Source organism: Nocardioides sp. S5 (assembly GCF_017310035.1).
Taxonomy (GTDB): Bacteria; Actinomycetota; Actinomycetes; order Propionibacteriales; family Nocardioidaceae; genus Nocardioides.
The window spans coordinates 4298298-4323383 of the sequence record NZ_CP022296.1 but is presented as its reverse complement, the minus strand read 5'-3'; the positions used below and the strand labels follow the sequence as shown (position 1 = coordinate 4323383).

Below are 25086 nucleotides of genomic sequence, written 5' to 3'. Positions count from 1 at the left end.
GAGGAGCTGCTGTCAGCGCGCCGGTGCGTTGCCCGGGATGTCGTCCGGGTCGCCGTACGGCGTCTCGTGCGAGCTGTGCTCCACGAGGTCCTTCTGCACCCGCGGGTCGTCGGCGTCGGCGAAGTAGTCGAACGGGATCGTCTCGTCGCGACCGTTGGACACCTTCGCCGCCCGCAGCGCCACCGTCAGCACGGTCGCGATGGCCACGTTGATGACGAAGGCCGTCATCGCGATGTAGCCCATCTCGCCGATGCCGGGGATGTTGTCGAGCGAGCCGCCGAAGGCCTTGCCGGTGACCGGGTTCTTCACGTTGTAGGCCCCGACGGTGCCGTAGACCATGCCGACCGCCCAGCCGACGAGCAGGCCGTAGCGGTGGAACCACCGCGTGAAGAGGCTGAAGACGATCACCGGGAACGTCTGGAGCATCCAGATGCCGCCGAGGAGCTGGAAGTTGATCGCGTTCTGCTTGTCGAGGGTGAGCACGAAGACCAGCGCGAACGCCTTCACCAGCAGCGACATCAGCTTGGAGACCTTGGCCTCCTGCGCGGGGGTGGCGTCCTTCTTGAGCCACTCCTTGTAGATGTTGCGGCTGAACGTGTTCGCCGCGGCGATCGACATGATCGCGGCCGGCACGAGCGCACCGATCGCGATCGCGGCGAAGGCCACACCGGCGAACCACGCCGGGAACATGTCCTCGAACAGCTGCGGGATCACGAGCTGTGCGTTGGGCTCGCCGTCGAGGCCGATCGGCTGCGTCCCGGCGGCGATCGCGACCCAGCCGAGCAGGGCCAGCAGGCCCAGCACGAAGGAGTACGCCGGCAGGATCGCTGCGTTGCGACGGATCGTGTTGCGCGAGTTCGACGACAGCGAGGCGGTGATCGAGTGCGGGTACATGAACAGCGCCAGCGCGGAGCCCAGCGCCAGGGTGGCGTACGCCCAGCCCTGTCCGGCACCGGGGATGAACGACCCGGTGGGGCCGCCGGTCGCCTCGTTCGTGGCAGCCATCTTGTCCTCGGCCGCGCCGAAGATCGCGTCCCAGCCGCCGACCTGGCCGGGCAGGTAGACGATCGCCACGATGATGACGAGGTAGATGAGGATGTCCTTGACGAACGCGATCACCGCGGGTGCGCGCAGGCCGCTGGAGTAGGTGTAGGCAGCGAGCAGCGCGAAGGCGATGAAGAGCGGCGCGTCCTTCTGGATGATGTTGTCGCCGCCCCCGAGCCCGGCGACCTCGAGCACCGCCTGGATGCCGACGAGCTGGAGCGCGATGTAGGGCATGGTGGCCACGAAGCCGGTGACCGCGACGGCGAGCGACAGCCCGCGGTCGTCGTACCTGCCGCGCACGAAGTCGGCCGTCGTGACGTAGCCGTGGCGGTGGCTCACCGACCACAGCCGCGCCATGAAGATGAAGATGATCGGGTAGAGCACGATCGTGTAGGGGACGGCGAAGAAGCCCGCCACCGCACCGGTGGCGAACATCGCGGCCGGGACGGCGACGAACGTGTACGCCGTGTAGAGGTCCCCGCCCAGCAGGAACCACGTGATCCAGGTGCCGAACTTGCGCCCGCCCAGGCCCCACTCCTCGAGCGACTCCATCGAGTCGGCGCGCATGAAGCGGGTGGCCATGAAGCCGGCGACGGTCACCAGGGCGAACAGGGCGATGAGCACGGACAGGGCGACCCCGTTGATGCCGTCGGTCTCGGCAGCCATCACGGTCAGCTGGGGCGTCATCGGTCCTCACCCACCTTGTGCGTGGTCCTGCCGCGGGCCGACAGGGTGAGCTTGTAGGCCGTCCAGGTCAGGGCCGAGCAGATGAAGACCCAGAGGAACTGGTACCAGAAGAAGAACGGGAAGCCGAGCAGCGTCGGCTCGACCTTGGCGTAGTGCGGCACCCAGAGGAGCACGACGATGGGGATGAGGAGCAGGACGGCGGCGAGCGCCATCTTGCCCTTGTCGGTCGGGGGGACGCCCGGGTCTTCAGGGCGCGACTGTGGAGGTGTGTTCCCGGAATTCACCCGCGAGACCTTACCGGCGTGGTGACGGGCGTCACCCCTCCGTGGGGGTGGCTCGACCAGCGGTCGATCTGACGCGACGAGTGGTCAACCCGCCTGGCGCGCGCCTGCGCGGAAGCGGTGTCGTACGTCGGCCGCCAGCGGCGCTGCGGCTACGGCCAGCAGGACCAGCGCCAGTGGGACGAGGGTCGCGAAGCCGAACTCCACGTAGCCGAGGGCGCCGATCACCCCACCGCCGAAGAACAGCGCGACCAGGAGGGTGAGCATCGCGAGCTTGTGCCGATCGGGCACGACGGGTGGCAGGCCCGGAGTGCGCGAGACGTAGACCAGCTTGCCGATCTCGATCCCGATGTCGGTGACCATGCCGGTGACGTGGGTGGTGCGGATCTGGGCGCTCGAGATCTTGGTGATGATGGCGTTCTGCATGCCCATGGTGAAGCAGAGGACCCCCACGAAGAGCAGGTCGCGGTGGCGCCAGGACAGGGCTTCTGCCAGCAGGCCGAACAGCAGGATCAGCAGCGCCTCGAGCACCAGGACGTTGGCGTACCTCCCGCGCAGCGACCGCCGTCGGCCCCAGTTGAACAGGACCGCACACGCTGCCGCACCCGCCAGGAACGTGGCGATGCCCAGCAGGCCGGTGAGGACGATCGCTGCGCCGCCCAGCACCAGGTGATCCGCGACGGACGCGGTCAGGCCGGTCATGTGCGAGGTGTAGACCGACACCGCTACGAAGCCGACCGAGTTGAGCACCCCGGCGTTCAGGGCGAGCAGTGCCGCGAGCTGCACGTTGTGGTGCGGGGACCGCACGGGTCCAGCGACGGTCAGGAGGTAGGCCCTCAGCCGCTGCACGGGCGTCACCTGGACCCGTGCTCGGTCAGAGCAGCTCGTCCGCCGCCGCCGGGCTGGAGTCGCGCAGGAAGGTCGAGCAGCGCTCCCACTCGGGCGTCTCGCCGATGCCGCGGGCGGCGATCGCGAGGAGGGCGAGCGAGCGCAGGAAGCCGCGGTTGGGCTCGTGCTCCCACGGCACGGGACCGTGGCCCTTCCAGCCGTTGCGTCGCAGCTGGTCGAGCGAGCGGTGGTAGCCGACGCGGGCGTAGGCGTAGACGGTCACGTCGTCGGCGCCGGCCTGCTGGGCCTCGGCGGCCATCGCGGCCCAGGCGGCGGGCGACTCGGGGTGACGGCGTACGACCGCTGCGGGGGCCCCGCCGCCGGCCAGCTCGGCGTCGGCAGGGTCGGCGGGAAGGTGGGTGGGCGGGGGACCGGCCATCAGGTCGCCGCCGAAGGGTCCGGAGGTCATGGGCCAACCCTAGGCGGGTGTCCGACACACTGCTGCCATGGGTGAGACCTTCACGACCGAGATCCAGGCGCGCTACCGCGACATCAACCTCGCCGGGCACGTCGACAACGTCGAGGCCGTGCGCGTGCTCGACGAGGCGCGCTACGAGTTCCTGCGCTTCGCGCACCTGCCGGGCCTGCCCGAGGGCGCGACCGGGCTGCTGCACGCGGTGGGTGACGGCGTCTCCGAGCTGGTCGCCTCGCAGGCCATCGAGTACCACGGCGAGATGCGCTTCGTGCCCTACCAGCCGTTCCTGGCCTCTCTCTGGGTGACGCGGGTCGGGCGGTCGTCCTTCACGGTCGCGGCCGAGCTGCGGGTCGAGGCCGGCGGTGCGCCGGCGGCGGTCTGGGAGTGCGTGAACGTCCTCTGGGACCACGCCGCGCAGTCGGCGTGGCCGATCAGCGACGCCGTCCGCGTCGACCTCGAGCGCTACCTCGGCGAGCCGGTCAGCTTCCGCAGCTGACCGGCCCGCCCGTCGTCAGCGGGTCCGGTCCGGATCCGACTCGAGCGGACCCAGGACCGCTCGACGTCCGCCATGCCGTACGTCTAGCGTCCACGAAGGTGTGCCAGTTCTCGGCGACGCCCCGGTCAAGCCCCTCTGCGGACGTCGGGCGTCCAGAGTCGCGACGTGCTTCTCCGCGGGTGCGCCTCCGCGAACTCGAGGAGGTGAGCCGCAGGCGTCCGCCCGAACCTGGCCTCGGTGACGGCGTACTCCTTGTGCAACCGGTCGCGAGCTCTGTCCCGACCTGAGCCGAAGCAGTCCGCCCAGACGATGCGGGACATCCCGAACCCCTCGGAGCAGATCTCGGTACGGCGGGCCTGTTGCTTCCAGACCACTGCCTCGGGCGTCTGTGACGCCACACCGCCCCGGTCGAAGGGGATCAGCTTGGCCATGCCCTCGCACTCGAAGAGGTGACACCCGACGCGTATGTCGCACCAGACCACGCGATCCCCAGTGAGACGTATCGCGAACTGGGTCTGCACCTCCCCGATCCCGAGCGAGGCCACGAGCTCGCGACCGAGGGTCTCCAGCACGGACTCGGCTCCGTTGTCGGAGTCAGCGAGTGCAGCATGCGCTCGGGCGATGTACGGGTGGTGCCTCATCCGGTCGAGCTCGGCCGCGAAGTCTGCCTTCGGTACGCCGAGCCACCGCGCAGAGTCGATCGCGACCAGGCCGTGTCGATAGCCGTGCCAGCGCGCGATGTCGATGGCTGTCCGTGCGTACGACGTGGAGATGAGGTCGTCGACGCGCTCGATGCATAGCGGTTGGAGGTCGCGGTGCCGGGTCACCCCGCTGTTGGTGCGCGTGCCGCGCGGTCCGTAGAGGGTGAGGTGGCTCGCCGCCGATGGCGGATCGAGTGTGTCGATCTGCAAGAGCCTGGCTGCGGAGTCGTGGCTCAACGTGGCCGGTCGCCGGCTGGAGAGCACGGCGGCGCGGTCCTTGAGCAGCCACCGGGCTCGCGCGTCCAAGGGCTCCAGTCGGTCGCGCTGGCAGTAGGCGCCCATGCGCACCACGGCCCACTCTCCGTCGGGACGCGTGAGCGCCTTGATCTCCCGCTCGGTGTATCCGGCACGCAGGGCCTGGCTGCGCGAGAAGATGCCGTGTTGTTTTGTCAGCCGCGGCGACGAGTGCAGGTCTCATGGCGTCGAGGTTGGTCACGCGCGGTGCGATCCACCAGGACGCAAGGCACGTCCTGTGGACAACCCGTCTTCGGCCTGGGGTGTGGACGCTCACTGGTCCGCGTCAGTCCTCCGAGCCGGCTGGGAGGCCGAGATGGACGCCTGACGTACGGCATGCCGGGGGTTGAGCGGACCGTGGGCCGCTCGAGTCACCCTGTGTCCGGAGGTCGCCTCGAGCGCCCTCGAGCGGGCTCAGGCGCCGAGCAGCCGGCGTACCTTCGCCGGCCCGAGCGCCAGCACCAGCGTCGGCAGGCGCGGACCCCGGTCGGCGTCGACGAGCAGGTTGTAGAGCAGCCGGAAGAAGTCCTTCTGGTCCGCCTTCACCTCATCCGTCGGCGCGTCGTCGAAGCCGAGGCCGCGGGCGACCTTCGGCACGCCGTAGACGACGGAGGTGACCGCGTCGAGGTCGCCGTCCTCGGGGAGGCGGTCGAGGAAGATCCGTAGCCACAGCTCCTCGTCCTCGGACAACGTGGCCAGGCGCTCGGCGGCGGGGGTCTCGCGCACTGTGGTGCGCTCGTCGGCGGGCACGTGCTCGGCCGTCCACTGCATGGCCTTGGACAGTCGCGGCTCGAGGTCGGCGACCGACTCGTGCGGGAAGCCGGACGACTCGATGATCCGCGAGATGAGCTCGGCCGAGCCCGCGGTCACGTCGGCGACCGAGGACAGCGTGCGGAACGGCACCGGGACGGCCGGGGAGGGCAGTCGGCCGGCGGACGCCGTCTCGGAGGCGCGGTGCCAGGCGAGGGTGGCCACGTCGGCCTTCGCGGGGTCGGCGGCCTTGCGGCCGAGCGCGTCCCACTCGTCGTAGAGGCGCACGACGGCCGGGCCGAAGTCGATGTCGAAGGCCTGGGTCGGGGCGCGGCGGACGTAGAGCCAGCGCAGCATCGGCGCCTCGAGGATGCGCAGTGCGTCCGTCGCGGTCGGGACGCCGCCGGCCGACGACGACATCTTCTGCACGCCGGCGAACCCGACGAAGGCGTAGATCACGCGGGCGGGCGCGCGCCAGTCGAAGATCGAGGGCGCGATCTCGGTGCCGACGGTGTAGGACGACCCGGGCGTCATGTGGTCGCGACCGGCCGGCTCGAAGTTGACCTTCTCGTAGGCCCAGCGCATCGGCCAGTCGACCTTCCACACGAGCTTGCCGTCGTTGTCGCTCGACAGGTCGGTGGTGCCGTCGTGGCCGCAGGACGAGCAGGTGTAGGACAGGGTCGTGGTGGCCTCGTCGTACGCCGTCGTGGTGACGGTGTCGCGCCCGCACTCGCGGCAGTAGGGCCGATAGGGGAAGCGGGCGATCGCGTCGGCCGAGGAGGCCGCGGCCGGGTCGCCCTCCTCGTCGTCCTCGTTGGCGACCGAGTCCGCGAGGTCGGCGGCCTCCTGCGCGGAGGCGTCCTCGCCGGCGCTCACCTTCTTGGTGCGGTGCTTGGCGAGCACCGCCTCGATCTCGTCGCGGCGCGCCACGGCCTCGAGGACCTGCTGGCGGTAGGCACCGGAGGTGTACATCTCGGTCTGGGAGATCTCCTCCATCTCCACGCCGAGCTCGCGCAACGCGTCCTGCAGGGGAGCCTTGAAGTGCTCGGCCCAGCTCGGGTGGCACTCCCACGGGTCGGGCACCGCGGTGAGGGGGCGCCCGATGTGGTCGGCCCACTCCGCCGGCACCCCGGCGGGGACCTTGCGGAAGCGGTCGAAGTCGTCCCACGAGTGGAGGTGGCGCACCGGCACGCCGCGTCGGCGCAGCTCCTCGGCCACGAAGTGGGGGGTGATGAACTCCCGCAGGTTGCCCAGGTGGATCGGACCGCTCGGCGAGGCGCCCGAGGCGACCGTCACCGGGTTGCCCTCGCCGGCGTGGCGTACGGCGTCGTCCGCCGCGCGCGTCACCCAGTCGACCGGCTCACCCTGTCCCTGTCGTCCACCTCGTGCCATGGCGCCAAGGCTATCGGTGGACATGGGAAGCGCCGGAGCCCTCCCCCGAGGCGACTCCGGCGCTGTGCTCCCGAGGAGCAGACCTGGTCGCACACCCCCGCACGCGACTGGTCGTCTCATTATGGAGTGGCCGGTCGCTGCCACGTGGGTCGCGAGTGCCGCTGGCACTAAACTGCCAGCATGGCCGGCGACCCCTCTTCCGTGCTCGCGGCGCTCGGGCTCTCCCGAGACGCCGAGCAGCTCTACTTCCGCCTCGTCCCGGCCTCGGGCCACACGCTCGTCGGCGTCGCCCGGCTGGTGCAGGAGCGGCCCGAGGGCCTGCTGCGTGCGCTCGCTCCGCTGCAGGAGCGCGGGCTCGTGGCCCTCGACGGCGAGCGGCTCGTCGTACCCCCTCTCGCCGAGGTCCTGTCCGACCTGGTGCGCAAGGAGTCGCAGCAGGCCGCGACCTCCGCTGCCCGGCTGGGCGAGCTGGCGCGCGCGGTGCCGCACCTGGTCGCCGCCGCCACCCGGCCCGACGAGGGCGACCTCACCGAGATCCGCCCCCTCGACGGGGAGCTGAGCTCGGGCGGCAACCCGCTCGACCTGTTGCACCTGATGCTCCGCACCAGCCGCGGCGACATGCTGTGGCTGCGGCCCGACGCCTGGGCGATGCCGCGCGAGTCGCGGGTGAGCAGCGTGCTCGCCGAGGCGATGGCGACGGGACGCCGCTCGCGGGCGATCTACCCCGTCCGGGCCCTCACCGAGGCGCCGGACGCGCTGCGCACGCGCGCCCAGCTCGGCGAGCAGGTGCGGGTGATGTCGGAGGTGCCGACCAGGATGTTCATCCTCGGTGATGCGCACGCGGTGCTCCCCGAGCCGTTGGGCTTCGCCGACGAGCCGCGTGTGCACGTGCGGCAGCGCTCGGTGGTCTCGGCGCTCACGCTCTGGTTCGAGCTGCTGTGGTCGCGCGCCGCACCCGTCCCCGAGCTGGAGTCGGGCCAGGGCAGCCCCGACGAGCGCCAGTTCCTCCTCGAGCAGCTGATGGCGGGCGTCACCGACGAGGTGATCGCCCGCAAGCTCGGGATCGGCCTGCGCACGGTGCGCCGTCGGATCTCGGCCCTGATGACCGAGCTCGGCGTCGACACGCGCTTCCAGGCAGGCGTGGAGGCCGTGCGCCGCGGCTGGCTCTGAGCCGCGCCGGCAGCCTCAGGCAGGCAGGATGAGGCGGTACGCCGCCGGCTCGAGGCGCCAGCTGCGGCTGCGCTCGGGCCCGGACATCTCCCCGTCCGCGGACAGCCAGAACTCGTCGCCGCTCACCTTCACCGACCTGCCGCGCAGCATGACGACGTCGTCGCGCTCGTCGTGGTCGCCCGTGCGCAGGCGCGCGACGTAGCCGAGCTTGGCCAGCGGCTCGACGGCCCGGCTGATCATCACGTCGAGACACCCGTCCTCGGTGTCGGCCTCGGGGTTGAGCTCGGTGCCGCCGCCGACGTTGCCGCCGTTGCCGATGGCCACCATCAGCACCGGCCGGTTGACGTCGTTGACGACCTCGCCGTCGATCTCGATGCGCAACCGCCAGCTCGGCGGGTGGAAGGCCGACAGCAGCGCCCCGATGGGGTAGCCGAGCTTGCCCAGGTTGACCTTGCCCACGCCGACCGCGCCGAGGCGCGTCTTCCACTTGTGGCCCTTGCGGCTTGCCTGGGCGCCCACACCGACGTGGACGTTGTTGACCACGATGCTGCCGGTCTCGTCGACCAGGAGGTCGACCGGACGCGCCTCGCCGGTCAGCACCAGGCGGGCGGCGTCCTCGAGGTCGAGCGGGATGTCGTTGCCGCGGGCGAAGTCGTTGCCGGTGCCCATCGGCAGCAGCGCCAGGGTCGCGCCCTCCAGCTCGTGGCGCTTGTACAGCGCCGTCACCACCGCGTGCATGCTGCCGTCGCCGCCGGCGACCACGATCGTGCGGCCGCCCGCGCGGTGCAGCACGCCGTCGAGCTCGCCCGGGTTGGAGGTCTTGGCGACCTCGACGGAGGCGTCCTCGCGCAGGATGGCGAGGGCCACGGCCAGGCGCTCCTCGTCAGAGGTCCCGGCATCGGTGTTGGTGATGACGAGGAGTGAGCGCACGAGGCGGACACTAGTCCACGGTGCGATAGCGTGGCTCCGCAAGAGCCCCGATGCCTTGTGCCGGGGCTGTTCTCATTTCTGCCGAAGACAGAGGAGGGCTGAGATGCCCGCAATCGTCGTGCTCGGCGCCCAGTGGGGCGACGAGGGCAAGGGCAAGGCCACCGACCTGCTCGCCACCACCGACCCGATCGACTTCGTGGTCCGCACCAGCGGCGGCCACAACGCCGGCCACACCATCGTGATCAACGGTGAGAAGTACGCCACCCACCTGCTGCCCAGCGGCATCCTGACGCCGGGAGCCACCTCGGTGATCGCCGGTGGCGTGGTCGTCTCGCCGGAGGCGCTGTTCCGCGAGCTCGACGGCCTCGTCGCACGCGGTGTGGAGGTCGCCGACCTCAAGGTGAGCGCCAACGCCCACGTCATCGCCAGCTACCACGCGACGATCGACAAGGTGACCGAGCGCTTCCTCGGCAAGAACCAGATCGGCACCACCGGGCGCGGCATCGGTCCCGCCTACGCCGACAAGATCAACCGGGTCGGCGTACGCATCGCGGACCTCTTCGACGAGAAGATCCTGACCCAGAAGGTGGAGGCCGCACTCGACGTGCGCAACCACCTGCTGACGAAGGTCTACAACCGTCGCGCCATCGAGGTCGACGTCGTCGTCGAGGAGCTGCTGTCCTACGCCGAGCGGCTGCAGCCGATGGTGTGCGACACCTCGCTCCTGCTCAACCAGGCGCTCGACGCCGGCCAGACGGTGCTCTTCGAGGGCGCCCAGGCCACCATGCTCGACGTCGACCACGGCACCTATCCGTTCGTCACGTCCTCCAACCCCGTCGCGGGTGGCGTCTGCGTCGGCGCGGGCGTCGGGCCGACCCGCATCGACCGCGTCATCGGGGTCATCAAGGCCTACACGACGCGGGTGGGGGCCGGTCCCTTCCCGACCGAGCTCTTCGACGAGGACGGCGTCCAGCTCCAGAAGCTCGGCGGCGAGATCGGCGTCTCGACCGGGCGCACCCGCCGGTGCGGCTGGTACGACGCGGTCGTCGCGCGCTACGCCAGCCGGGTCAACGGCCTCACCGAGTTCTTCCTGACCAAGCTCGACATCCTCGGCGCCTGGGACCGGATCCCGGTCTGCGTGGCCTACGAGATCGACGGCCGGCGGGTCGACGAGATGCCGATGACGCAGACCGAGTTCCACCACGCGAAGCCGGTCTACGAGTACTTCGACGGCTGGAAGAGCGACATCTCCGGGTGCCGCAGCTTCGAGGACCTCCCTGCCAACGCGCAGGCCTATGTCCGGGCGCTCGAGGAGATCTCCGGCGCGAAGATCTGGGGCGTCGGCGTCGGCCCCGGTCGGGAGCAGACCGTGGTGGTGCACGGGTGAGGGTCCTCGTCGTCGGCACCGGCGGACGCGAGCACGCCCTGGCCCTGGCCCTGTCGCACGACCCGGCGGTGACCGAGGTGCACGCGGCGCCCGGCAACCCGGGCATCGGCGAGGTCGCCACGCTCCACCCGGTCGACCTGATGGACGGCGCCGCCGTCGCCTCGCTCGCGACGTCGATCGGCGCTGACCTGGTGGTCGTCGGCCCGGAGGCCCCGCTGGTCGCGGGCGTCGCCGACGACGTACGCGGCGCCGGCATCGCCGTCTTCGGTCCGTCCCGCGCCGCGGCCCTGCTGGAGGGGTCGAAGACCTTCTCCAAGGAGGTCATGGCGACCGCGGGCGTGCCGACCGCGGGCTCGCGCACGTGCACCACGGCCGAGGAGGTCGCCGCGGCGCTGGACGCCTTCGGTGCGCCGTACGTCGTGAAGGACGACGCGCTCGCTGCGGGCAAGGGCGTGGCGGTCACCGCCGACCGCGCCGAGGCGCTCGCCCACGCGGCCGGCTGCGAGCGAGTCGTGGTCGAGGAGTTCCTCGACGGTCCCGAGTTCTCGCTCTTCGTCGTCTGCGACGGCACCGTCGGCCGCCCGCTGCTTCCGGCGCAGGACTTCAAGCGCATCTTCGACGGCGGCCGGGGCCCCAACACGGGCGGCATGGGGTCCTACGCCCCGCTGGCGTGGCTGCCCGAGGGCATCGTCGACACCGTGATGGCCGAGGTCGTCGCGCCGACGCTCGCCGAGATGCAGCAGCGCGGCGCCCCCTTCGTGGGTTGCCTCTACGTCGGGCTCGCGCTGACCGGCTCGGGTCCGAAGGTCATCGAGTTCAACTGCCGCTTCGGCGACCCCGACATCCAGCCCGTGCTCGCGCTGCTGACCTCGCCGTTCGGGACGCTGCTGCGCGCTGCGGCCGACGGCGACCTGTCGACGGCGCCCGCGCCGACCTTCGCCGACGGCGCCGCGGTGTCGGTCGTCATGGCCAGCGCGGGCTACCCCGAGGGCTCGAGCACCGGCGACGTGATCGTCGGCACCGAGACCCTGGCCGTCGAGACCGACGTCGACGTGATCCACGCCGGCACGGCACGCACCGACGCCGGGCTGGTGACCGCCGGCGGCCGGGTGCTCGCGGTGCGCGCGACCGGCTCGGACGTCGCCGACGCCCGCGCGAAGGCGTACGAAGGCATCTCCTCGATCAGCTTCCCGGGCGCCCAGTGGCGCCGCGACATCGCTGCGGAGCCGCTCGGTGTCGTCGAGGGTGCTGCGTCCCGTGGCTGAGCCGTACGCCGCCGGCTCCGCGCTCCGGGTCCGCGAGGTGCTGCACGGCGCGGAGTGGGCGTCGTGGGACGAGCGGGTGGTCAGCGACGACGGGATCCTGGTGACCGTCCAGGCCGACGGCACCCCGATGTCGTTCCCCGAGCACCCCGTCCCGCACCCGTGGAGGCACCTCGACGCGTGGCAGGGCACCACGGTGCTGAAGATGCGGCGCGAGGGCGACTGGTACTCGGTGTGGCGGTTCTTCGACCCCGACGGCGCCTTCGTCGGCTGGTACGTCAACTTCGAGACGCCCGTGGTGCGCACCGACGACGGCATCGAGGTCAACGACCTCCAGCTCGACATCGTCATCGCGCCCGACGGCAGCTGGCAGTGGAAGGACGTGCAGGACCTCGCCCCCTCCCTGGCGTCCGGGCGGATCACCCGGGACGAGCTGCTCGCGGTCCTCGCCGAGGCCGACGTCGTCGCCGGCCTGCTCGACCGGGACGAGCGCTGGTGGGCACCGTGGGACGGCTGGACGCCGCAGGGTGGGATGATCTGAGCCGTGAGCGTCCCCAACGTCCTGGCCACCCGCTACGCCGGAGCCGACCTCGCCGAGATCTGGTCGCCCGAGCACAAGATCGTCCTCGAGCGGCAGCTCTGGATCGCGGTGCTGAAGGCCCAGCGCGACCTCGGCATCGACGTGCCCGACGGTGTGGTCGAGGCCTACGAGTCGGTCGTCGACAAGGTCGACCTCGACTCCATCGCCGCGCGCGAGCGGATCACCCGTCACGACGTGAAGGCCCGCATCGAGGAGTTCTCCGCGCTGGCGGGGCACGAGCACATCCACAAGGGCATGACGTCGCGCGACCTCACCGAGAACGTCGAGCAGCTGCAGGTGCGCCGCTCGCTCGAGGTGGTGCGCGACCGCGCCGTGGCCGCGCTGGTCCGCCTCGGCCGGCTCGCCGCCGAGCACGAGGCCACCGTCATGGCGGGGCGCTCGCACAACGTCGCCGCGCAGGCCACCACGCTCGGCAAGCGCTTCGCGAGCGTCGCCGACGAGATGCTCATCGGCGTGCAGCGGATCGAGGAGCTGCTCGCGCGCTACCCCCTGCGCGGCATCAAGGGCCCGATGGGCACCTCGCAGGACATGCTCGACCTGCTCGACGGCGACGCCGACAAGCTCGACGACCTCGAGCAGCGGGTCGCCGCGCACCTGGGCTTCGAGCAGACGCTGACCAGTGTCGGCCAGGTCTACCCGCGATCGCTCGACTTCGACGTCGTCGCCGCGCTGGTGCAGCTCGTCAGCGGTCCGTCCAACCTCGCGACCACCGTGCGGCTGATGGCCGGCCACGAGCTGGTCACCGAGGGCTTCAAGGAGGGCCAGGTCGGCTCGTCGGCGATGCCCCACAAGATGAACACCCGCTCGTGCGAGCGGGTCAACGGCCTCGCGGTGATCCTGCGCGGCCACCTGTCGATGGTCAGCGAGCTCGCCGGTGACCAGTGGAACGAGGGCGACGTCTCCTGCTCGGTCGTGCGCCGCGTCGCGCTGCCCGACGCCTTCTTCGCCACCGACGGGCTCTTCCAGACCTTCCTCACCGTGCTCGACGAGTTCGGCGCCTTCCCGGCCGTGATCCAGCGCGAGCTGGACCGTTACCTGCCCTTCCTCACCACGACCAAGGTGCTGATGGCCGCGGTCCGCAACGGGGTCGGCCGCGAGGCCGCCCACGAGGCGATCAAGGAGGCGGCCGTCGGCACGGCGCTGGCGATGCGCGCGGGGCAGGCCGACAACGACGTGTTCGCCAAGCTCGCCGCCGACGAGCGGCTGGGGCTGACCCGCGAGCAGATCGAGGCGCTCGTCGCCGACCCGATCGAGTTCACCGGGGCTGCCGTGGCCCAGACCCGTGCGGTCGTCGCCCGGGTCGAGGCGCTCGCGGCACGCCACCCCGGCGCAGCGGCGTACGTGCCGGGCGCCATCCTCTGACTGCCGACCCGCCCAGCCGAGGTTGTCAGGCTCTCCTGCGGGTTGTCAGGTCGTGCATGCCCTGACAACCTCGGGGATCCCCGGTCAGCCGGGGATCCCGAACAGCGGCGGCGGCGACCACCCTCAGTCCCCGCGCCGCCAGGACCGTACGGCGGCGGCGAAGGCCGCGGACAGCACCACGAGCGCCGCGAGGAGCGCCGAGCGGGCGGCCACCGGTGCGGACGCGACGGCGTCGACCGCGAGGTAGACCGTCATCAGCAGCGCCGCGCCGAGCGCGGACCCGATCCGCTGGCCGGTCTGCAGCGCGCCGCCGGCGGCGCCGCCCATCCGCGGCGGGACCTCGGCGAGGGTGAGGGTGAAGTTGGGGGAGATCACGCCGCCGCCCCCGACACCGGCGAGGAACATCGCCGGCGCGAGCGTCCACCACAGCCGGTCGGTCGGCTGGGTGACGAGCAGGGCGGCGAGGGCGGTGCCCGTCACCATCACGCCGAGCGCGACCAGCGTGACGCGGCGCCCGATCCGACCCACGAGCCTGCCCGCCAGCGGTGAGGTGGTCGCCGCGCCCACCGCGAACGGCGTCATCAGCAGCGCCGCGCCGAGCGGGGAGAAGCCCTCGCCCTCCTGCAGGTGCACCGACAGCACGAGGAAGATCCCGGTGAAGCCGGTGAAGTAGAGGGTGCCGACCAGCAGCCCGTTGGCGTAGCCCGGCAGTCCGCGCAGCAGCGAGACGTCGAGCAGCGGCGGTCGCTCCCGGCGTACGGCCTCGCGCTCCCACCGCACGAACGCCCACGCCAGCACCGGGAAGGCGAGCAGCCCCAGCAGCGGCAGGCTGGCACCGCCCTCGAGGCTGATCAGCGGGTAGAGGACCGACAGCACCGCGAGCCCCAGCAGCAGTGCGCCCACGAGGTCCACGCGCGGGTCCTTCTCGGCCGCGGCGCCGGCGTCGTTGTCGGGCACGAGGCGGCGGATCAGCACCAGGGCCACCAGGCCGATCGGGACGTTGATGAGGAAGAGCGAGCGCCAGCCGTTCTCCTCCCCGAGCAGGGCGATCAGCGCCCCGCCGATCAGGGGGCCGGCGGCCGAGGCGACGGCCACCGTGAAGCCGAACATCCCGAAAGCGCGTCCGCGCTCCTCCCCGCGGAAGAGCTGCTGGATCAGGCCGGAGTTCTGGGGCGTCAGCAGCCCCGCGCTGGCGCCCTGGACGAGCCGGGCGACGACGATCGCCGCCGCGTTGGGGGCCAGCCCGACCGCGAGGCTGGAGAGGATGAAGCCGAGCAGCCCGATCGTCATCATCCGGCGCCGGCCGTGCGCGTCGCCGAGGCGACCGCCCGCGACCAGCGTCATGCCGAAGGCGAGCGCGTAGCCCGAGACCACCCACTGGATGGTGGCGGCGCTGGTGTCGAGGCCGGCGCGGATCGAGGGGACCGCGACGTTGACGATCGTGACGTCGAGCAGCGACATGAAGCCGACGACGAGCGACACCGCGAGCACCCGCCAGCGCCGCGGGTCCGGCTCGTACGCCGTCTCGCCGGCCGTCCCGTCGCGCGCGGTGCGCTGCTGCTCGTCCTGGCTCACGGCCGCCAGCCTTGCACCCGCCCCCACGCGTCGGGGCAGGATGTCTCTCGTGAAGGCAGTGCAGGCGCGGGTCACCGGCCGGGTGCAGGGCGTGTCGTTCCGGTGGTCCGCGCAGGAACAGGCGCAGCGGCTCGGCGTGGTCGGCTGGGTCCGCAACGAGCCGGACGGTTCGGTGCTGCTGCACGCCGAGGGCGACGCCGACGCCGTCGACGCGCTCGTCGCGTGGTGCCGCACCGGACCGTCGATGGCGAAGGTCGGCGACGTGGCGGTGCGCGAGGCGGCGCCGTCGGGCGCGACCTCCTTCGAGGTCGGCTACTGACCGTCAGGTCCGACGTGGCCGGGATCTCGTCGTCGCCAGCTTCTCCCCGCGCCGCGCCGCGCCCGACACTGGAGCCCATGAGCGCGCCCGTCACCGTGTCCGTCACCCGTCACGTCGACCCCTCGCACACCACCCAGATGCTCGCCTGGATGCAGGCGGGCACGTCGATGGCGGAGAAGTTCGACGGGTTCCTCGGCTCGGGCTGGGTCCGGCCGAGCACGGACTCGGCCGACTGGCACATGCTCTACCGCTTCGCCGACGCCGAGGCGCTGGCCGCCTGGGAGGCCTCCCCGCAGCGCGCGTGGTGGCTCGAGGCGGCTGCCGGCGACGTCGAGGAGTCGCGCCGTGAGCGGCGTACAGGCATCGAGGGGTGGTTCGACGAGCCGGCGTCGGCCGAGCTGCTGAGCGCCGCCCCGACGGCGCCGCCGCGGTGGAAGCAGATGATCGCCATCTACCTGGTCTTCCTCCCGCTGAGCCTGGCCGCCAACGCCGTGGCGTCGCAGACCATCGCCGACTGGGCCCTGGTGGCGCGCGTCGTCCTGGTCACCACGGTGATGACCCCGCTGATGACCTACGTCTTCCTGCCGTGGATCACGCGCCGGATGGCGGGGTGGCTGCACCGCTGACCAGCGCTAGTCTCGGTCGCGTGGCCGACCTGAAGATCCCCGAAGCCCCTGCGATCGTGGGCACGACCCACGTCCACTCCGGAAAGGTGCGCGACCTCTACCGCATCGACGCCGGCGAGCACGCAGGCAAGCTGCTCATGGTCGCCAGCGACCGCATCTCGGCCTACGACTTCGTCCTCGACTCCACGATCCCCGACAAGGGCGAGATCCTCACGCGGATGTCGCTGTGGTGGTTCGACCAGCTCGCCGGGCTCGTCGGCAACCACGTCGTGTCGACCGACGTCCCCGCCTCCGTCGCCGGGCGCGCGGTGGTCTGCGAGGAGCTCGACATGTTCCCGGTCGAGTGCGTGGCACGCGGCTACCTCACCGGCTCGGGCCTGCTCGACTACCACCGCACCGGCGCCGTCTGCGGCATCGCGCTGCCCGCCGGGCTCCAGGACGGCAGCCGGCTCCCGGAGCCGATCTTCACCCCGGCGACCAAGGCCGAGCTCGGCGACCACGACGAGAACGTCGACTACGAGTCCGTGGTCGAGACCGTCGGCGACGACGCGGCCGCGGAGCTGCGGATGCTGACCATGGAGGTCTACGGCAGGGCGCACGCCCAGGCGCTCGAGCGCGGCATCATCCTGGCCGACACCAAGCTGGAGTTCGGCCGGCGTCCGGACGGGACGACGATCCTCGCCGACGAGGTCCTCACCCCCGACAGCTCGCGCTTCTGGCCGGCGGCCGACTGGCAGCCGGGCCGCGCGCAAGAGTCGTACGACAAGCAGATCGTGCGCGACTGGCTCACCAACGAGTCCGGCTGGGACCGCTCGTCGGGCGAGGCGCCGCCGCCCCTGCCCGAGGCGGTCGTCGAGCGGACCCGGGCGAGGTACGTCGAGGCGTACGAGCTGCTGACCGGGGAGTCGTTCTGAGCACCCGGGCGATCTCCGCCACCGTCGAGCTCCCGGTGACGGCGGAGGCGGCCTTCCGCTACCTCTGCGACCCGCGCAACCGGCCGGAGTGGCAGTCTTCCCTGCGCTCGGTCGAGGTGCCCGCGGACGAGGAGCCTCATCTCGGCCAGGCGTGGCGCGAGACCACGTCGGTCGGCGTACGCCCCCACATGGAGACCACCGAGCTCGTGCCGTTCCGGGTCTGGACCGAGCGCGGGACCTGGCGCGGGGTGAGCGCCACGCTCTCGCTGCACTTCACCGACGTGACCGGCGGCTGCCGGGTGCAGGCGGACGGCACGGTCGAGGGGCGCGGGCCCTGGGCGGTCGCCGCAGTCGCTGCCGGGCTGCTGGGGTCGGCCGCGATCGCCGCCGACCTGCGCAAGGCAGGACGGATCATCGCCCGCAGGCGAGACGACGGGTGACGGCCGTCACGACCGCTGAGTAGGTTGGCCGCATGTCGAACCTCTCCTCGCTGCTCGAAGGCTCTGCCCAGGCCCACCCGGACCGTACGGCGGTCGTGCTGGGCGACACGCGACTCACCTACGCCCAGGTGGACGGCGCCGCCAACCAGGTGGCCAACCTGCTGGTCTCGCGCGGCATCGAGCCGGGCGACAAGGTGGCGCTGAGCTGCCCGAACCTGCCCTACTTCCCGATCGTCTACTACGGCATCCTCAAGGCCGGGGCGACCGTCGTGCCGCTCAACGTGCTGCTCAAGGGCCGTGAGGTGGCCTACCACCTCGACGACAGCGACGCGCAGGCCTACTTCTGCTTCCAGGGCACGCCTGACCTGGCGATCGGCGCCGAGGGCCACGCGGGCTTCGAGCAGGCCGAGGGCTGCGAGCACTTCTTCATGATCACCGCCGACCCGTCCGCCGAGTCCCCGGTCGAGGGCACCGAGACGCTGGGCCAGGCCCTCCAGGGCCAGGCTCCGACCTTTGACACCCGCGAGGTCGGCGAGGACGACACGGCCGTCATCCTCTACACCTCGGGCACCACCGGCCAGCCCAAGGGCGCCGAGCTGATGCACCGCAACATGATCTCCAACGCGCTCGCGGGCGCGTCGATCTTCGGTGCCGACGCCGCCCACCCCGACACGCTGCTGTGCGTGCTGCCGCTCTTCCACTCCTTCGGCCAGACGGTGATCATGAACGCCGGCTTCGCCTTCGGCGGCACCGTCGTGCTGCTGCCGCGCTTCGAGGCCGGCCCCGCGCTGGCGCTGATGGACAAGGAGGACGTCACCTTCTTCGCGGGCGTCCCGACGATGTACTGGGGACTGCTCGGCGCTCTCGACGACTCTGGTGTCGACGTCAAGAAGCTCGCCGACACCCTCCGCGTCGCCGCCGCCGGCGGGTCCGCGCTGCCGGTCGAGGTGCACAAGGAGTTCGAGCGCCGCTTCGGCGTGACCATCCTCGAGGGCTACGGCCTCTCCGAGACCTCTCCCGTGGCCAGCTTCTCCGTGTGGGGCGAGCCGGCCCGCGTCGGCTCGATCGGCAAGCCGATCACGGGTGTCGAGATGAAGCTCATCAACCCCGAGCCGGGCGTCCGCGAGGACCTCCAGGACGTCGAGGACGCGGTCGGCGAGATCGCGATCAAGGGCCCCAACATCATGAAGGGCTACTACGGCCGCCCGGACGCGACCGCCGAGGCGATCGTCGACGGCTGGTTCCGCTCCGGTGATCTGGGACGCAAGGACGCCGATGGCTGGTACTACATCGTCGACCGGTCCAAGGACATGATCATCCGCGGCGGCTTCAACGTCTACCCGCGCGAGATCGAGGAGGTCCTGCTGACGCACCCCGACGTGTCGCTGGCTGCCGTCATCGGCGTGCCCCACGACAGCCACGGCGAGGAGGTCAAGGCCGTCGTGATCCGCAAGGACGGCGCCACGGTCACCGAGGACGAGCTCGTCGCCTGGGGCAAGGAGCAGATGGCGGCCTACAAGTACCCGCGCATCGTGCAGTTCGTCGACCAGATGCCCATGACCGCGACGGGCAAGATCCTCAAGCGCGAGCTCACCTGATGCGCGCCCTCGGGATCGCACTGGGCGCGCTGATGGTGGTGATGGGCGCGATCTGGACCTTCCAGGGCCTCGGCTACATCGAGGGCAGCGCGATGACCGACCAGACGATCTGGGCCACCCTCGGCCCGGTGCTCGCCGGCTTCGGCGTGGCGCTAGTCATCGTGGCGGCGCGCCGGCGCGAGTGACGTACGCCGTCACCTGACGTCCTGGTCATCCACAGGTGGGCCGACCCGGTGTCAGAGCCGCACGCCCGGGCATCAGACCGGTGTGGACAACGACTGGCATCCCTGCTGCCTGCCCCCGACGGGGCTGGTCGCACCCGTACGCCGTCGCGCCGAAGGCGGTGCGGGCCCGACGCCCGGTGTCCTGCGCGGTCCCGCCTGGTTGCAGGTGGCCCGTGGCTGGCACGTGCCGGCGGGGAGCGTCGGTGGCAGGTCGGTGCCTTCGTGCCCGCGCACGCGCTGGTCGTCCCGGACGAGGAGGAGGCCGCGCGCGAGCAGATCATGCTGGAGCACTACGCAGCACTCGAGAGACGGGAGCTCGGGGAACCGTCGGGTCGTTCATGAGCCTGACGGGCGACTCAATCGTTCCCCAGCGGCCGGATCCCCAGCCGCTCCTGCAGCGCCATCGCGTCGAAGGGCGCGTGCACCTTGGCGTCGTTGTCGAAGTAGACGAACACGTCGAGCCCGTCGGCCTCCCAGGCCCGCACCTTCTCGGCCCAGCGGTCGAGGGCGGCGGGGGAGTAGCCGCTGGCGTAGAGCGCGGTGTCGCCGTGGAGCCTGACGTAGGCCACGTCGCTGGTCACCTCGTCGAACATCGGCCAGGTGCCTGCGGAGTCGGCCACGACCATCCCGATCCCGTGCGCGCGCAGGAGCTCGCAGAACTCTGGCGTGCGGAAGGACGGGTGCCGCACCTCGAGCACGTGCCGCAGCGGCCGGTCGACCGGCGCCGCGGTGTCGGCCGGCTCCTTGAGCTTCGAGGCGTCGTGGTGCGCAGCGGCGTACGCCGACGCGGCGGAGGTGGTGCGCGGCAGCAGGTCGAAGAACGCCGCGAGGCGGTCGGGGTGGAAGCCGAGGTTCGGCGGCAGCTGCCACAGGAGCGGGCCCAGCCGGTCGCCCAGCGACAGCACGCCGGAGGCGAGGAAGGTGCCGAGCGGCGCCTCGACGTCGACCAGCTTCTTCATGTGCGTCACGAACCGCGGGCCCTCCACCCCGAAGACGAAGTCCTCGGGCACCTCAGCCGCCCACGCCCGCCAGCTCGACGGCCGTTGGAGCGAGTAGAACGACCCGTTCACCTCGACGGTCGTGAGCAGCCCGGCCACGTGGGCCAGCTCGCGACGTTGCAGCAGCCCGGGTGGGTAGAACTGTCCGCGCCAGCCGGCGTACCGCCAGCCGGAGATGCCGATCCTCGCCATGGCGACCTCCTCGCGCATCGTCGGGCTCCGCCGTGGGCGTACCCCCGTCCGTCCACCGTCATGCCCGCCCGGCGCGTCCGCGCGGCGGCTCACTAGAATCGGCAGTGCCCGCCTCCATCTGTCACCCAGCTGTCATCCAGGAGCACCCCGTGGCCCGAGTCGTCGTCGACGTCATGCCCAAGCCCGAGATCCTCGACCCCCAGGGCAAGGCGGTGCTCGGTGCGCTGCCGCGCCTCGGCTTCGATCTCGTCACCGACGTCCGCCAGGGCAAGCGGTTCGAGCTCCAGGTCGACGGCGAGATCACCGACGCGGTGCTCGCCGAGATCGACAAGGTCGCCGAGACGCTGCTGTCCAACCCGGTGATCGAGGACTACGAGGTCCACGTCGAGGACCACTCCGTGTCCGAGGTGGCGCACGAGGCCGGTCGCGCATGAAGGTCGGCGTCGTCACCTTCCCCGGCTCGCTCGACGACGTCGACGCGCGCCGCGCGGTCTCCATCGGCGGCAACGAGGCGGTCACGCTGTGGCACGGCGACGAGGACCTCAAGGGCGTCGACGCCGTCGTCCTGCCGGGCGGCTTCTCCTACGGCGACTACCTCCGCTGCGGTGCGATCTCCCGCTTCGCCCCGGTGATGACCTCGGTCATCGAGGCCGCCGGCGCGGGCCTGCCCGTCCTCGGCATCTGCAACGGCTTCCAGATCCTCTGCGAGTCCCACCTGCTCCCCGGTGCGCTCATCCGCAACGACCACCGCAAGTTCGTGTGCCGTGACCAGCGCCTGCGCATCGAGCGCGTCGACACCCCGTGGACGTCGGCGTACGCCGCCGGGGCCGAGGTCACGATCGTGCTCAAGAACGGCGAGGGCGGCTTCGTCGCCGACGAGCCCACCCTCGACCGGCTGGAGGGGGAGGGCCTCGTCGTGGCGCGCTACCTCGACGACAACCCCAACGGCTCGCTGCGCGACATCGCCGGCATCTCCAACGAGCGCGGCAACGTCGTCGGCCTGATGCCGCACCCCGAGCACGCGGTCGAGGACCTCACCGGCCCCGGCACCGACGGGCTCGGGTTCTTCACCTCGCTCGTCGAGCGCACCTTCGCATGAGCACCCCGCACCGCCTCTTCCGCACCGCCGCCTTCGCCGAGGCCGTCACCTGGGCGCTGCTGCTGACGGGGATGTTCCTGAAGTACGTCACCGAGACCACCGAGCTCGGCGTCCAGGTCTTCGGCATGGTCCACGGCGTCGTCTTCGTCGCCTACTGCCTGGCCGCCGTGCTCGTCGCGGTCGACCAGAGGTGGTCGCTGGGTCGCCTGGCGCTGGGGCTGGTGGCCGCGGTGCCGCCGTTCGCCACGATCCCCTTCGAGAGGTACGCCGAGCGCACGGGGCTCCTCGGCCAGCACTGGCGGCTGCGGAGCGAGCACCCGGCCGGTCCGGTCGAGCGGGTCACGGCGTGGCTGCTGCGCCGCCCGGCGCAGGGCCTGCTCGTCGGTCTGGTGGCAGTCGCCGGTCTCACCGGCGTGGCGCTGGTCCTCGGCCCGCCCGCCTGAGCGGTTTCAGCGACCCTGCTGCAGCTTGTTCCAGGTCTGGCGGGTCGCGACGCCCGAGACGGGGATGCGCAGGCGCCGCTGGTAGGCCCGCAGGGCCGCCTCGGTCTTGGCGTCGACGACGCCGCTGGCCCGGAAGCGTCCGGCCCCGGCGGCGTTGAGCGCGCGCTGCAGGCGGTGGACCGACTCGCCGACCGAGCCGCGCTTGACCGTCGTACGCGCACCGGCGGCGAGCAGGGCGGTCCAGTGCCGCTTCTCGAAGGTGTCGGTGGGGGTGAACTTCCGCTTCGCCTGCCAGGCGCGCGCCGCCGCGACGGTCGCTGCGTCGTAGGAGCCGTTGACCGGCCCGGCGTAGGTGCCCTGCTCGGTGAGCAGGCACTGGAGCACCTTGACCCGCGTCGGCTGGGCCGCCGACGGGGTGAGGGTCGGGTACTTCCAGAACCCCAGACGGGTGCCGGGGCAGCGGCCCTCGGGCACGGGCTGGGAGCCGGCGCCGAGGTCGATGAAGTTGCTGTCGATGTTGATCGTGACGCCGCCCCACGTCTCGTTGTGGCCGCCGAGGTACTGCTTCATCCGGCCGCCGGGACGCCAGCCGTCCTCGGGGATGTAGGTCGTCGAGGTGTTGGCGACGCCGTCCCAGCGCGCGATCCAGATGCGGTCCGGCAGGGCGAACTGGCCCGGCCGCTCCGTGCGGGCGTCGTCGAGCATCTTGATGCCCGAGCTGGCGCTGGAGTAGAAGCCGGCGACGTAGCCGAGCGCCTTGATCCGGCTCACCCAGGCGCTGGTGAAGACGAGCGCCGACTCGCGGCAGTGGGTGTTGGTGAGGTCGAAGCCCTCGAGGTCGTACCAGATCGTGCTGCCCGCCCCGATGCCGTACGCCATCGCGTCGGCGGCGTTCTTGTCGGCCTCGGCCGCGCCCTGCTGGGCCGCCTTGGCGTAGCCGCCGGTAGGGGTGGCGCTGATCCGGAAGTCGTCGGCGTAGCGTGGGAACCGCGGCTGGCAGGAGGCCTGGGGGCCCAGGGCGATGGGCAGCAGCCGCCAGCCGCGCGCGACCTGGGTGGCGACCCAGGTGGGGCTGAGGTTGGGCTGGGTGCGGCAGGCGCGTGAGTCTCCGGAGATGTAGATGCCGACGGCGGAGAAGGGGGACTTCCTCCACCACGCGTTCATCGCCTTCTGCGTCGGCGCGACGCACTGGTCGAAGCCGTAGCCGGTGAAGTCACCGGGAGTGGCCAGCGCGACCTGGCGCTGCGAGGCCAGGCGGGGGGCCGGCTGGTCCGCGGCCCCGGCGGGCGCGAGGGTCGCCAGGGGTGCGGCGAGGACGAGCGTCGCGGCGGCGAGGAACGTACGGGGCAGGCGACGCATGGTGGCTCCGGCGGGTCGGGCGAGCGTGGTGGCGGAGGCCAGAGAACCACACCAGTCACACCTGTCACAGGGTTACGACCGAACTACAGAGGTGTAGTTCTCAGTGATCGCTGGTGGGCACCTCGTCGAAGAGGAAGTTGCCCTTGGCCTCCTCGGCCTCGATCAGCTCCTCGAAGGCCAGCGCGATGTCCTCCTTGTGCTCCTCGAACATCCGCGTGAGGTGGCCCTGCAGGAGCGAGCCGCGGGGGGACTCGCCGGAGAAGACCTGCTCCCAGGTGTCCTCGCCGTCCTTGATCTTGCCGACCAGCGTGCGCATGTCCTCACCGAGCTCGCCCGACTCGGCCTGCTCCTCGAGGGCCTGCTTCTCCTCCTCGGTGAGCAGGGGACGCGAGGTGAGCTCGTCCACGGTCGCGCGCAGGTCGGCGAGACCGGTGGTCAGGTCCTCGCGCGCCCCGGCGATGGCGGCCAGGATCTCGGCCTGGCTGCGCAGCTCCTCGCTCATGCCGTGACGGCGACGGGGCGCTGACCGATGGTGGGCGTGGCGACCGAGCGCGGGTCGCGCGTGACGCTGCTGGGGGCTCCGGCGAGGGTCGGCGCGGTGGCCGTGGAGACCGGCGCCCGGTCTCCGTCGAAGAAGTTCTTCACCGTCTCGATGAAGGCCTTGACCTGCTGGAGGACGTTGATGAGCTTCATGATCGCCTGGTAGGCCTTCATCACGACCTGGAAGGCCTGGAAGACCGCCTGCACGACGCGGGCCCAGCCGACGCCGGGGATGCTCATGGTCGCGAGCGCCGCCGAGACGGTCTGCACGGCCGACCTCACGCACTGCACGACCGCCAGCGCGGTCTGCCAGGCGTCGCGGCAGATCTGGACGACGGTCTGGCCCATCTGCACGAGCTGCGCGGCCTGGGTGTCGAGCGAGGCGACCCACGTGCCGATCTGCCCGATCGCGGCGTCCGCGGCGCCGCCCTGCCAGGTCTTCGAGATGGTCTGGCCGCCGCTCTGCAGGTTGGCCGCCACGCCCTTCATCGACGTGCCGAGGCCGCCGAAGCACGACCCCTGCATCGAGGCGCCGACCACGTCGCCGCCGATCTTCTCGGCGAGCTCGGCGCGGATGTCGAAGCCGGTCAGCATGCGCACCAGGTCGCACACGGTGTCGTAGGGGAAGCCGAAGCTGATCTGCGGCAGGCTCGTCTCGGTCGGTGCCGCGCGGCGGATCGTGGTCTCGGCGACGTCGAAGAAGCTGCTCGACCCGTCGCGGGCGTCGACGCCGTGCGCGTTGTGGCGGCGTACGACCCCGTCCTCGGTCAGCGTGAAGTCGCGGGCCGTGGCGCGCAGGGCCTCGGCGTGGTCGCGCATGCCCGTGCCGTTGTCCTCGAGCGACTGGTGCACCGACGGGAGCAGCGCGTTGTACGCGCCCATCATCGTCTCCAGGATCGGGCCGAAGTCGGTCTGCACGAGGCTGTGGCCGCCGTTGCGGGCGATCCCGGTGAGGTCGTCGCTCGCACGCTGGACCTGTGCGGACCAGGCGTCGAGCTCGGACAGGTCGACGGTCATCACGGCGTTCATCGCGGCTCCTGGAGGCGTTCCCTGAGGCGGTCCCGGGGGTGGGGTCCGTGCTGACCTGCTTCCCCGAACT

The 25086-nt window shown here is 71.6% G+C and carries 27 protein-coding genes; 15 read left to right on the top strand and 12 right to left on the bottom strand.

Features of this window, described 5'->3' with window-relative positions:
• Positions 1-12 precede the first annotated feature (12 nt).
• The 4 genes from CFI00_RS21380 to CFI00_RS21365 form a co-directional block, all read right to left on the bottom strand.
• Positions 13-1731, bottom strand: a complete 1719-nt coding sequence (locus CFI00_RS21380; protein WP_242532555.1) for a sodium:solute symporter — start codon at positions 1729-1731, stop codon at positions 13-15.
• Entirely contained in the window at positions 1728-2015 is a 288-nt protein-coding gene (locus tag CFI00_RS21375) for a DUF3311 domain-containing protein (RefSeq protein ID WP_242532554.1), read from the bottom strand. The genes CFI00_RS21380 and CFI00_RS21375 overlap by 4 nt, the downstream gene beginning before the upstream one ends.
• An 84-nt stretch (positions 2016-2099) precedes the next feature.
• The gene (locus tag CFI00_RS21370) at positions 2100-2861 is read right to left on the bottom strand and encodes a YoaK family protein (protein ID WP_207082966.1); all 762 of its coding nucleotides are present in this window, start codon (positions 2859-2861) and stop codon (positions 2100-2102) included.
• Positions 2862-2886: 25 nt separating this feature from the next.
• Positions 2887-3309 carry a DUF3151 domain-containing protein gene (locus tag CFI00_RS21365; protein WP_207082965.1) on the bottom strand — a complete coding sequence of 141 codons (423 nt, stop codon included), beginning with the start codon at positions 3307-3309 and terminating at the stop codon, positions 2887-2889.
• Positions 3310-3346: 37 nt separating this feature from the next.
• Here CFI00_RS21365 and CFI00_RS21360 point away from each other — a divergent pair, with 37 nt between their 5' ends.
• The gene (locus CFI00_RS21360; RefSeq protein ID WP_207082964.1) at positions 3347-3811 is read left to right on the top strand and encodes a thioesterase family protein; all 465 of its coding nucleotides are present in this window, start codon (positions 3347-3349) and stop codon (positions 3809-3811) included.
• A gap of 125 nt (positions 3812-3936) precedes the next feature.
• Here CFI00_RS21360 and CFI00_RS21355 read toward each other — a convergent pair whose 3' ends face one another.
• Positions 3937-4863: a hypothetical protein gene (locus CFI00_RS21355; RefSeq protein ID WP_207082963.1), complete on the bottom strand. Its 927-nt coding sequence runs from the start codon at positions 4861-4863 to the stop codon at positions 3937-3939.
• 357 nt (positions 4864-5220) lie between these two features.
• A complete protein-coding gene (lysS, locus tag CFI00_RS21350) occupies positions 5221-6948 on the bottom strand; it encodes a lysine--tRNA ligase (RefSeq protein ID WP_207082962.1) in 1728 nt (575 codons plus the stop codon).
• A gap of 180 nt (positions 6949-7128) precedes the next feature.
• Here lysS and CFI00_RS21345 point away from each other — a divergent pair, with 180 nt between their 5' ends.
• The gene (locus CFI00_RS21345; RefSeq protein WP_207082961.1) at positions 7129-8118 is read left to right on the top strand and encodes a helix-turn-helix domain-containing protein; all 990 of its coding nucleotides are present in this window, start codon (positions 7129-7131) and stop codon (positions 8116-8118) included.
• Positions 8119-8133: 15 nt separating this feature from the next.
• Here the strand turns inward: CFI00_RS21345 and CFI00_RS21340 are convergent, their stop codons facing one another.
• Entirely contained in the window at positions 8134-9048 is a 915-nt protein-coding gene (locus tag CFI00_RS21340) for a YegS/Rv2252/BmrU family lipid kinase (protein ID WP_207082960.1), read from the bottom strand.
• Positions 9049-9151: 103 nt separating this feature from the next.
• Here CFI00_RS21340 and CFI00_RS21335 point away from each other — a divergent pair, with 103 nt between their 5' ends.
• Genes CFI00_RS21335 through purB form a run of 4 tightly spaced genes read left to right on the top strand, consistent with a single transcriptional unit; the run spans position 9152 to position 13660 of the window.
• Positions 9152-10435 (top strand): adenylosuccinate synthase, encoded by a 1284-nt coding sequence (locus CFI00_RS21335; RefSeq protein WP_207082959.1) that lies wholly within the window; start codon positions 9152-9154, stop codon positions 10433-10435.
• A complete protein-coding gene (gene purD, locus CFI00_RS21330) occupies positions 10432-11700 on the top strand; it encodes a phosphoribosylamine--glycine ligase (protein ID WP_207082958.1) in 1269 nt (422 codons plus the stop codon). The genes CFI00_RS21335 and purD overlap by 4 nt, the downstream gene beginning before the upstream one ends.
• A complete protein-coding gene (locus tag CFI00_RS21325) occupies positions 11693-12238 on the top strand; it encodes a DUF402 domain-containing protein (protein WP_207082957.1) in 546 nt (181 codons plus the stop codon). Before purD ends, CFI00_RS21325 begins: the two co-directional genes overlap by 8 nt.
• Positions 12239-12241: 3 nt before the next feature.
• The gene (gene purB, locus CFI00_RS21320; protein ID WP_207082956.1) at positions 12242-13660 is read left to right on the top strand and encodes an adenylosuccinate lyase; all 1419 of its coding nucleotides are present in this window, start codon (positions 12242-12244) and stop codon (positions 13658-13660) included.
• A 123-nt stretch (positions 13661-13783) separates the two neighbouring features.
• On the opposite strand, the gene CFI00_RS21315 is transcribed toward purB, so the two are convergent.
• Positions 13784-15235, bottom strand: coding sequence for an MFS transporter (locus CFI00_RS21315; protein WP_242532553.1), 1452 nt, complete (start codon positions 15233-15235; stop codon positions 13784-13786).
• Positions 15236-15275: 40 nt separating this feature from the next.
• On the opposite strand from CFI00_RS21315, the gene CFI00_RS21310 reads away from it, so the two are divergent.
• The 6 genes from CFI00_RS21310 to CFI00_RS21285 all read left to right on the top strand — a co-directional run bounded on the left by CFI00_RS21310 (position 15276) and on the right by CFI00_RS21285 (position 19317).
• A complete protein-coding gene (locus CFI00_RS21310; protein ID WP_207082955.1) occupies positions 15276-15554 on the top strand; it encodes an acylphosphatase in 279 nt (92 codons plus the stop codon).
• Between the two features lie 77 nt (positions 15555-15631).
• Positions 15632-16180 carry an antibiotic biosynthesis monooxygenase gene (locus tag CFI00_RS21305; RefSeq protein WP_207082954.1) on the top strand — a complete coding sequence of 183 codons (549 nt, stop codon included), beginning with the start codon at positions 15632-15634 and terminating at the stop codon, positions 16178-16180.
• 20 nt (positions 16181-16200) lie between these two features.
• Positions 16201-17094: a phosphoribosylaminoimidazolesuccinocarboxamide synthase gene (locus CFI00_RS21300; RefSeq protein ID WP_207082953.1), complete on the top strand. Its 894-nt coding sequence runs from the start codon at positions 16201-16203 to the stop codon at positions 17092-17094.
• Positions 16983-17534: an SRPBCC family protein gene (locus CFI00_RS21295; RefSeq protein ID WP_277988386.1), complete on the top strand. Its 552-nt coding sequence runs from the start codon at positions 16983-16985 to the stop codon at positions 17532-17534. Before CFI00_RS21300 ends, CFI00_RS21295 begins: the two co-directional genes overlap by 112 nt.
• Positions 17535-17566: 32 nt before the next feature.
• Positions 17567-19132 (top strand): long-chain fatty acid--CoA ligase, encoded by a 1566-nt coding sequence (locus tag CFI00_RS21290; RefSeq protein ID WP_207082951.1) that lies wholly within the window; start codon positions 17567-17569, stop codon positions 19130-19132.
• On the top strand, positions 19132-19317 hold the full coding sequence (locus CFI00_RS21285) for a hypothetical protein (protein WP_242532552.1): 186 nt from the start codon (positions 19132-19134) through the stop codon (positions 19315-19317). The genes CFI00_RS21290 and CFI00_RS21285 overlap by 1 nt, the downstream gene beginning before the upstream one ends.
• 395 nt (positions 19318-19712) lie before the next feature.
• Here the strand turns inward: CFI00_RS21285 and CFI00_RS21280 are convergent, their stop codons facing one another.
• A complete protein-coding gene (locus CFI00_RS21280) occupies positions 19713-20546 on the bottom strand; it encodes a DUF72 domain-containing protein (protein ID WP_242532551.1) in 834 nt (277 codons plus the stop codon).
• A gap of 149 nt (positions 20547-20695) precedes the next feature.
• On the opposite strand from CFI00_RS21280, the gene purS reads away from it, so the two are divergent.
• Genes purS through CFI00_RS21265 form a run of 3 tightly spaced genes read left to right on the top strand, consistent with a single transcriptional unit; the run spans position 20696 to position 22088 of the window.
• Positions 20696-20980: a phosphoribosylformylglycinamidine synthase subunit PurS gene (purS, locus tag CFI00_RS21275; RefSeq protein WP_207082949.1), complete on the top strand. Its 285-nt coding sequence runs from the start codon at positions 20696-20698 to the stop codon at positions 20978-20980.
• Positions 20977-21645: a phosphoribosylformylglycinamidine synthase subunit PurQ gene (gene purQ / locus CFI00_RS21270; RefSeq protein ID WP_207082948.1), complete on the top strand. Its 669-nt coding sequence runs from the start codon at positions 20977-20979 to the stop codon at positions 21643-21645. Before purS ends, purQ begins: the two co-directional genes overlap by 4 nt.
• Positions 21642-22088, top strand: coding sequence for a DUF3817 domain-containing protein (locus CFI00_RS21265; RefSeq protein ID WP_207082947.1), 447 nt, complete (start codon positions 21642-21644; stop codon positions 22086-22088). Before purQ ends, CFI00_RS21265 begins: the two co-directional genes overlap by 4 nt.
• Positions 22089-22094: 6 nt before the next feature.
• Here the strand turns inward: CFI00_RS21265 and CFI00_RS21260 are convergent, their stop codons facing one another.
• The 3 genes from CFI00_RS21260 to CFI00_RS21250 all read right to left on the bottom strand — a co-directional run bounded on the left by CFI00_RS21260 (position 22095) and on the right by CFI00_RS21250 (position 25016).
• Positions 22095-23447 carry a glycoside hydrolase domain-containing protein gene (locus tag CFI00_RS21260; RefSeq protein WP_207082946.1) on the bottom strand — a complete coding sequence of 451 codons (1353 nt, stop codon included), beginning with the start codon at positions 23445-23447 and terminating at the stop codon, positions 22095-22097.
• Between the two features lie 100 nt (positions 23448-23547).
• On the bottom strand, positions 23548-23949 hold the full coding sequence (locus CFI00_RS21255; RefSeq protein WP_207082945.1) for a hypothetical protein: 402 nt from the start codon (positions 23947-23949) through the stop codon (positions 23548-23550).
• Positions 23946-25016, bottom strand: coding sequence for a type VII secretion target (locus CFI00_RS21250; protein ID WP_207082944.1), 1071 nt, complete (start codon positions 25014-25016; stop codon positions 23946-23948). Before CFI00_RS21250 ends, CFI00_RS21255 begins: the two co-directional genes overlap by 4 nt.
• Positions 25017-25086 lie beyond the last annotated feature (70 nt).

Bases quoted from the DNA above. Each gene is read 5' to 3' on its own strand.
- CFI00_RS21380 (WP_242532555.1), bottom strand. From the start codon at position 1,731: ATGACGCCCCAGCTGACCGTGATGGCTGCCGAGACCGACGGCATCAAC.
- CFI00_RS21365 (WP_207082965.1), bottom strand. From the start codon at position 3,309: ATGACCTCCGGACCCTTCGGCGGCGACCTGATGGCCGGTCCCCCGCCC.
- CFI00_RS21360 (WP_207082964.1), top strand. From the start codon at position 3,347: ATGGGTGAGACCTTCACGACCGAGATCCAGGCGCGCTACCGCGACATC.
- lysS (WP_207082962.1), bottom strand. From the start codon at position 6,948: ATGGCACGAGGTGGACGACAGGGACAGGGTGAGCCGGTCGACTGGGTG.
- CFI00_RS21345 (WP_207082961.1), top strand. From the start codon at position 7,129: ATGGCCGGCGACCCCTCTTCCGTGCTCGCGGCGCTCGGGCTCTCCCGA.
- CFI00_RS21335 (WP_207082959.1), top strand. From the start codon at position 9,152: ATGCCCGCAATCGTCGTGCTCGGCGCCCAGTGGGGCGACGAGGGCAAG.
- CFI00_RS21310 (WP_207082955.1), top strand. From the start codon at position 15,276: ATGTCTCTCGTGAAGGCAGTGCAGGCGCGGGTCACCGGCCGGGTGCAG.
- CFI00_RS21305 (WP_207082954.1), top strand. From the start codon at position 15,632: ATGAGCGCGCCCGTCACCGTGTCCGTCACCCGTCACGTCGACCCCTCG.
- CFI00_RS21290 (WP_207082951.1), top strand. From the start codon at position 17,567: ATGTCGAACCTCTCCTCGCTGCTCGAAGGCTCTGCCCAGGCCCACCCG.
- CFI00_RS21285 (WP_242532552.1), top strand. From the start codon at position 19,132: ATGCGCGCCCTCGGGATCGCACTGGGCGCGCTGATGGTGGTGATGGGC.
- CFI00_RS21280 (WP_242532551.1), bottom strand. From the start codon at position 20,546: ATGGCGAGGATCGGCATCTCCGGCTGGCGGTACGCCGGCTGGCGCGGA.
- purQ (WP_207082948.1), top strand. From the start codon at position 20,977: ATGAAGGTCGGCGTCGTCACCTTCCCCGGCTCGCTCGACGACGTCGAC.
- CFI00_RS21265 (WP_207082947.1), top strand. From the start codon at position 21,642: ATGAGCACCCCGCACCGCCTCTTCCGCACCGCCGCCTTCGCCGAGGCC.
- CFI00_RS21260 (WP_207082946.1), bottom strand. From the start codon at position 23,447: ATGCGTCGCCTGCCCCGTACGTTCCTCGCCGCCGCGACGCTCGTCCTC.
- CFI00_RS21255 (WP_207082945.1), bottom strand. From the start codon at position 23,949: ATGAGCGAGGAGCTGCGCAGCCAGGCCGAGATCCTGGCCGCCATCGCC.
- CFI00_RS21250 (WP_207082944.1), bottom strand. From the start codon at position 25,016: ATGAACGCCGTGATGACCGTCGACCTGTCCGAGCTCGACGCCTGGTCC.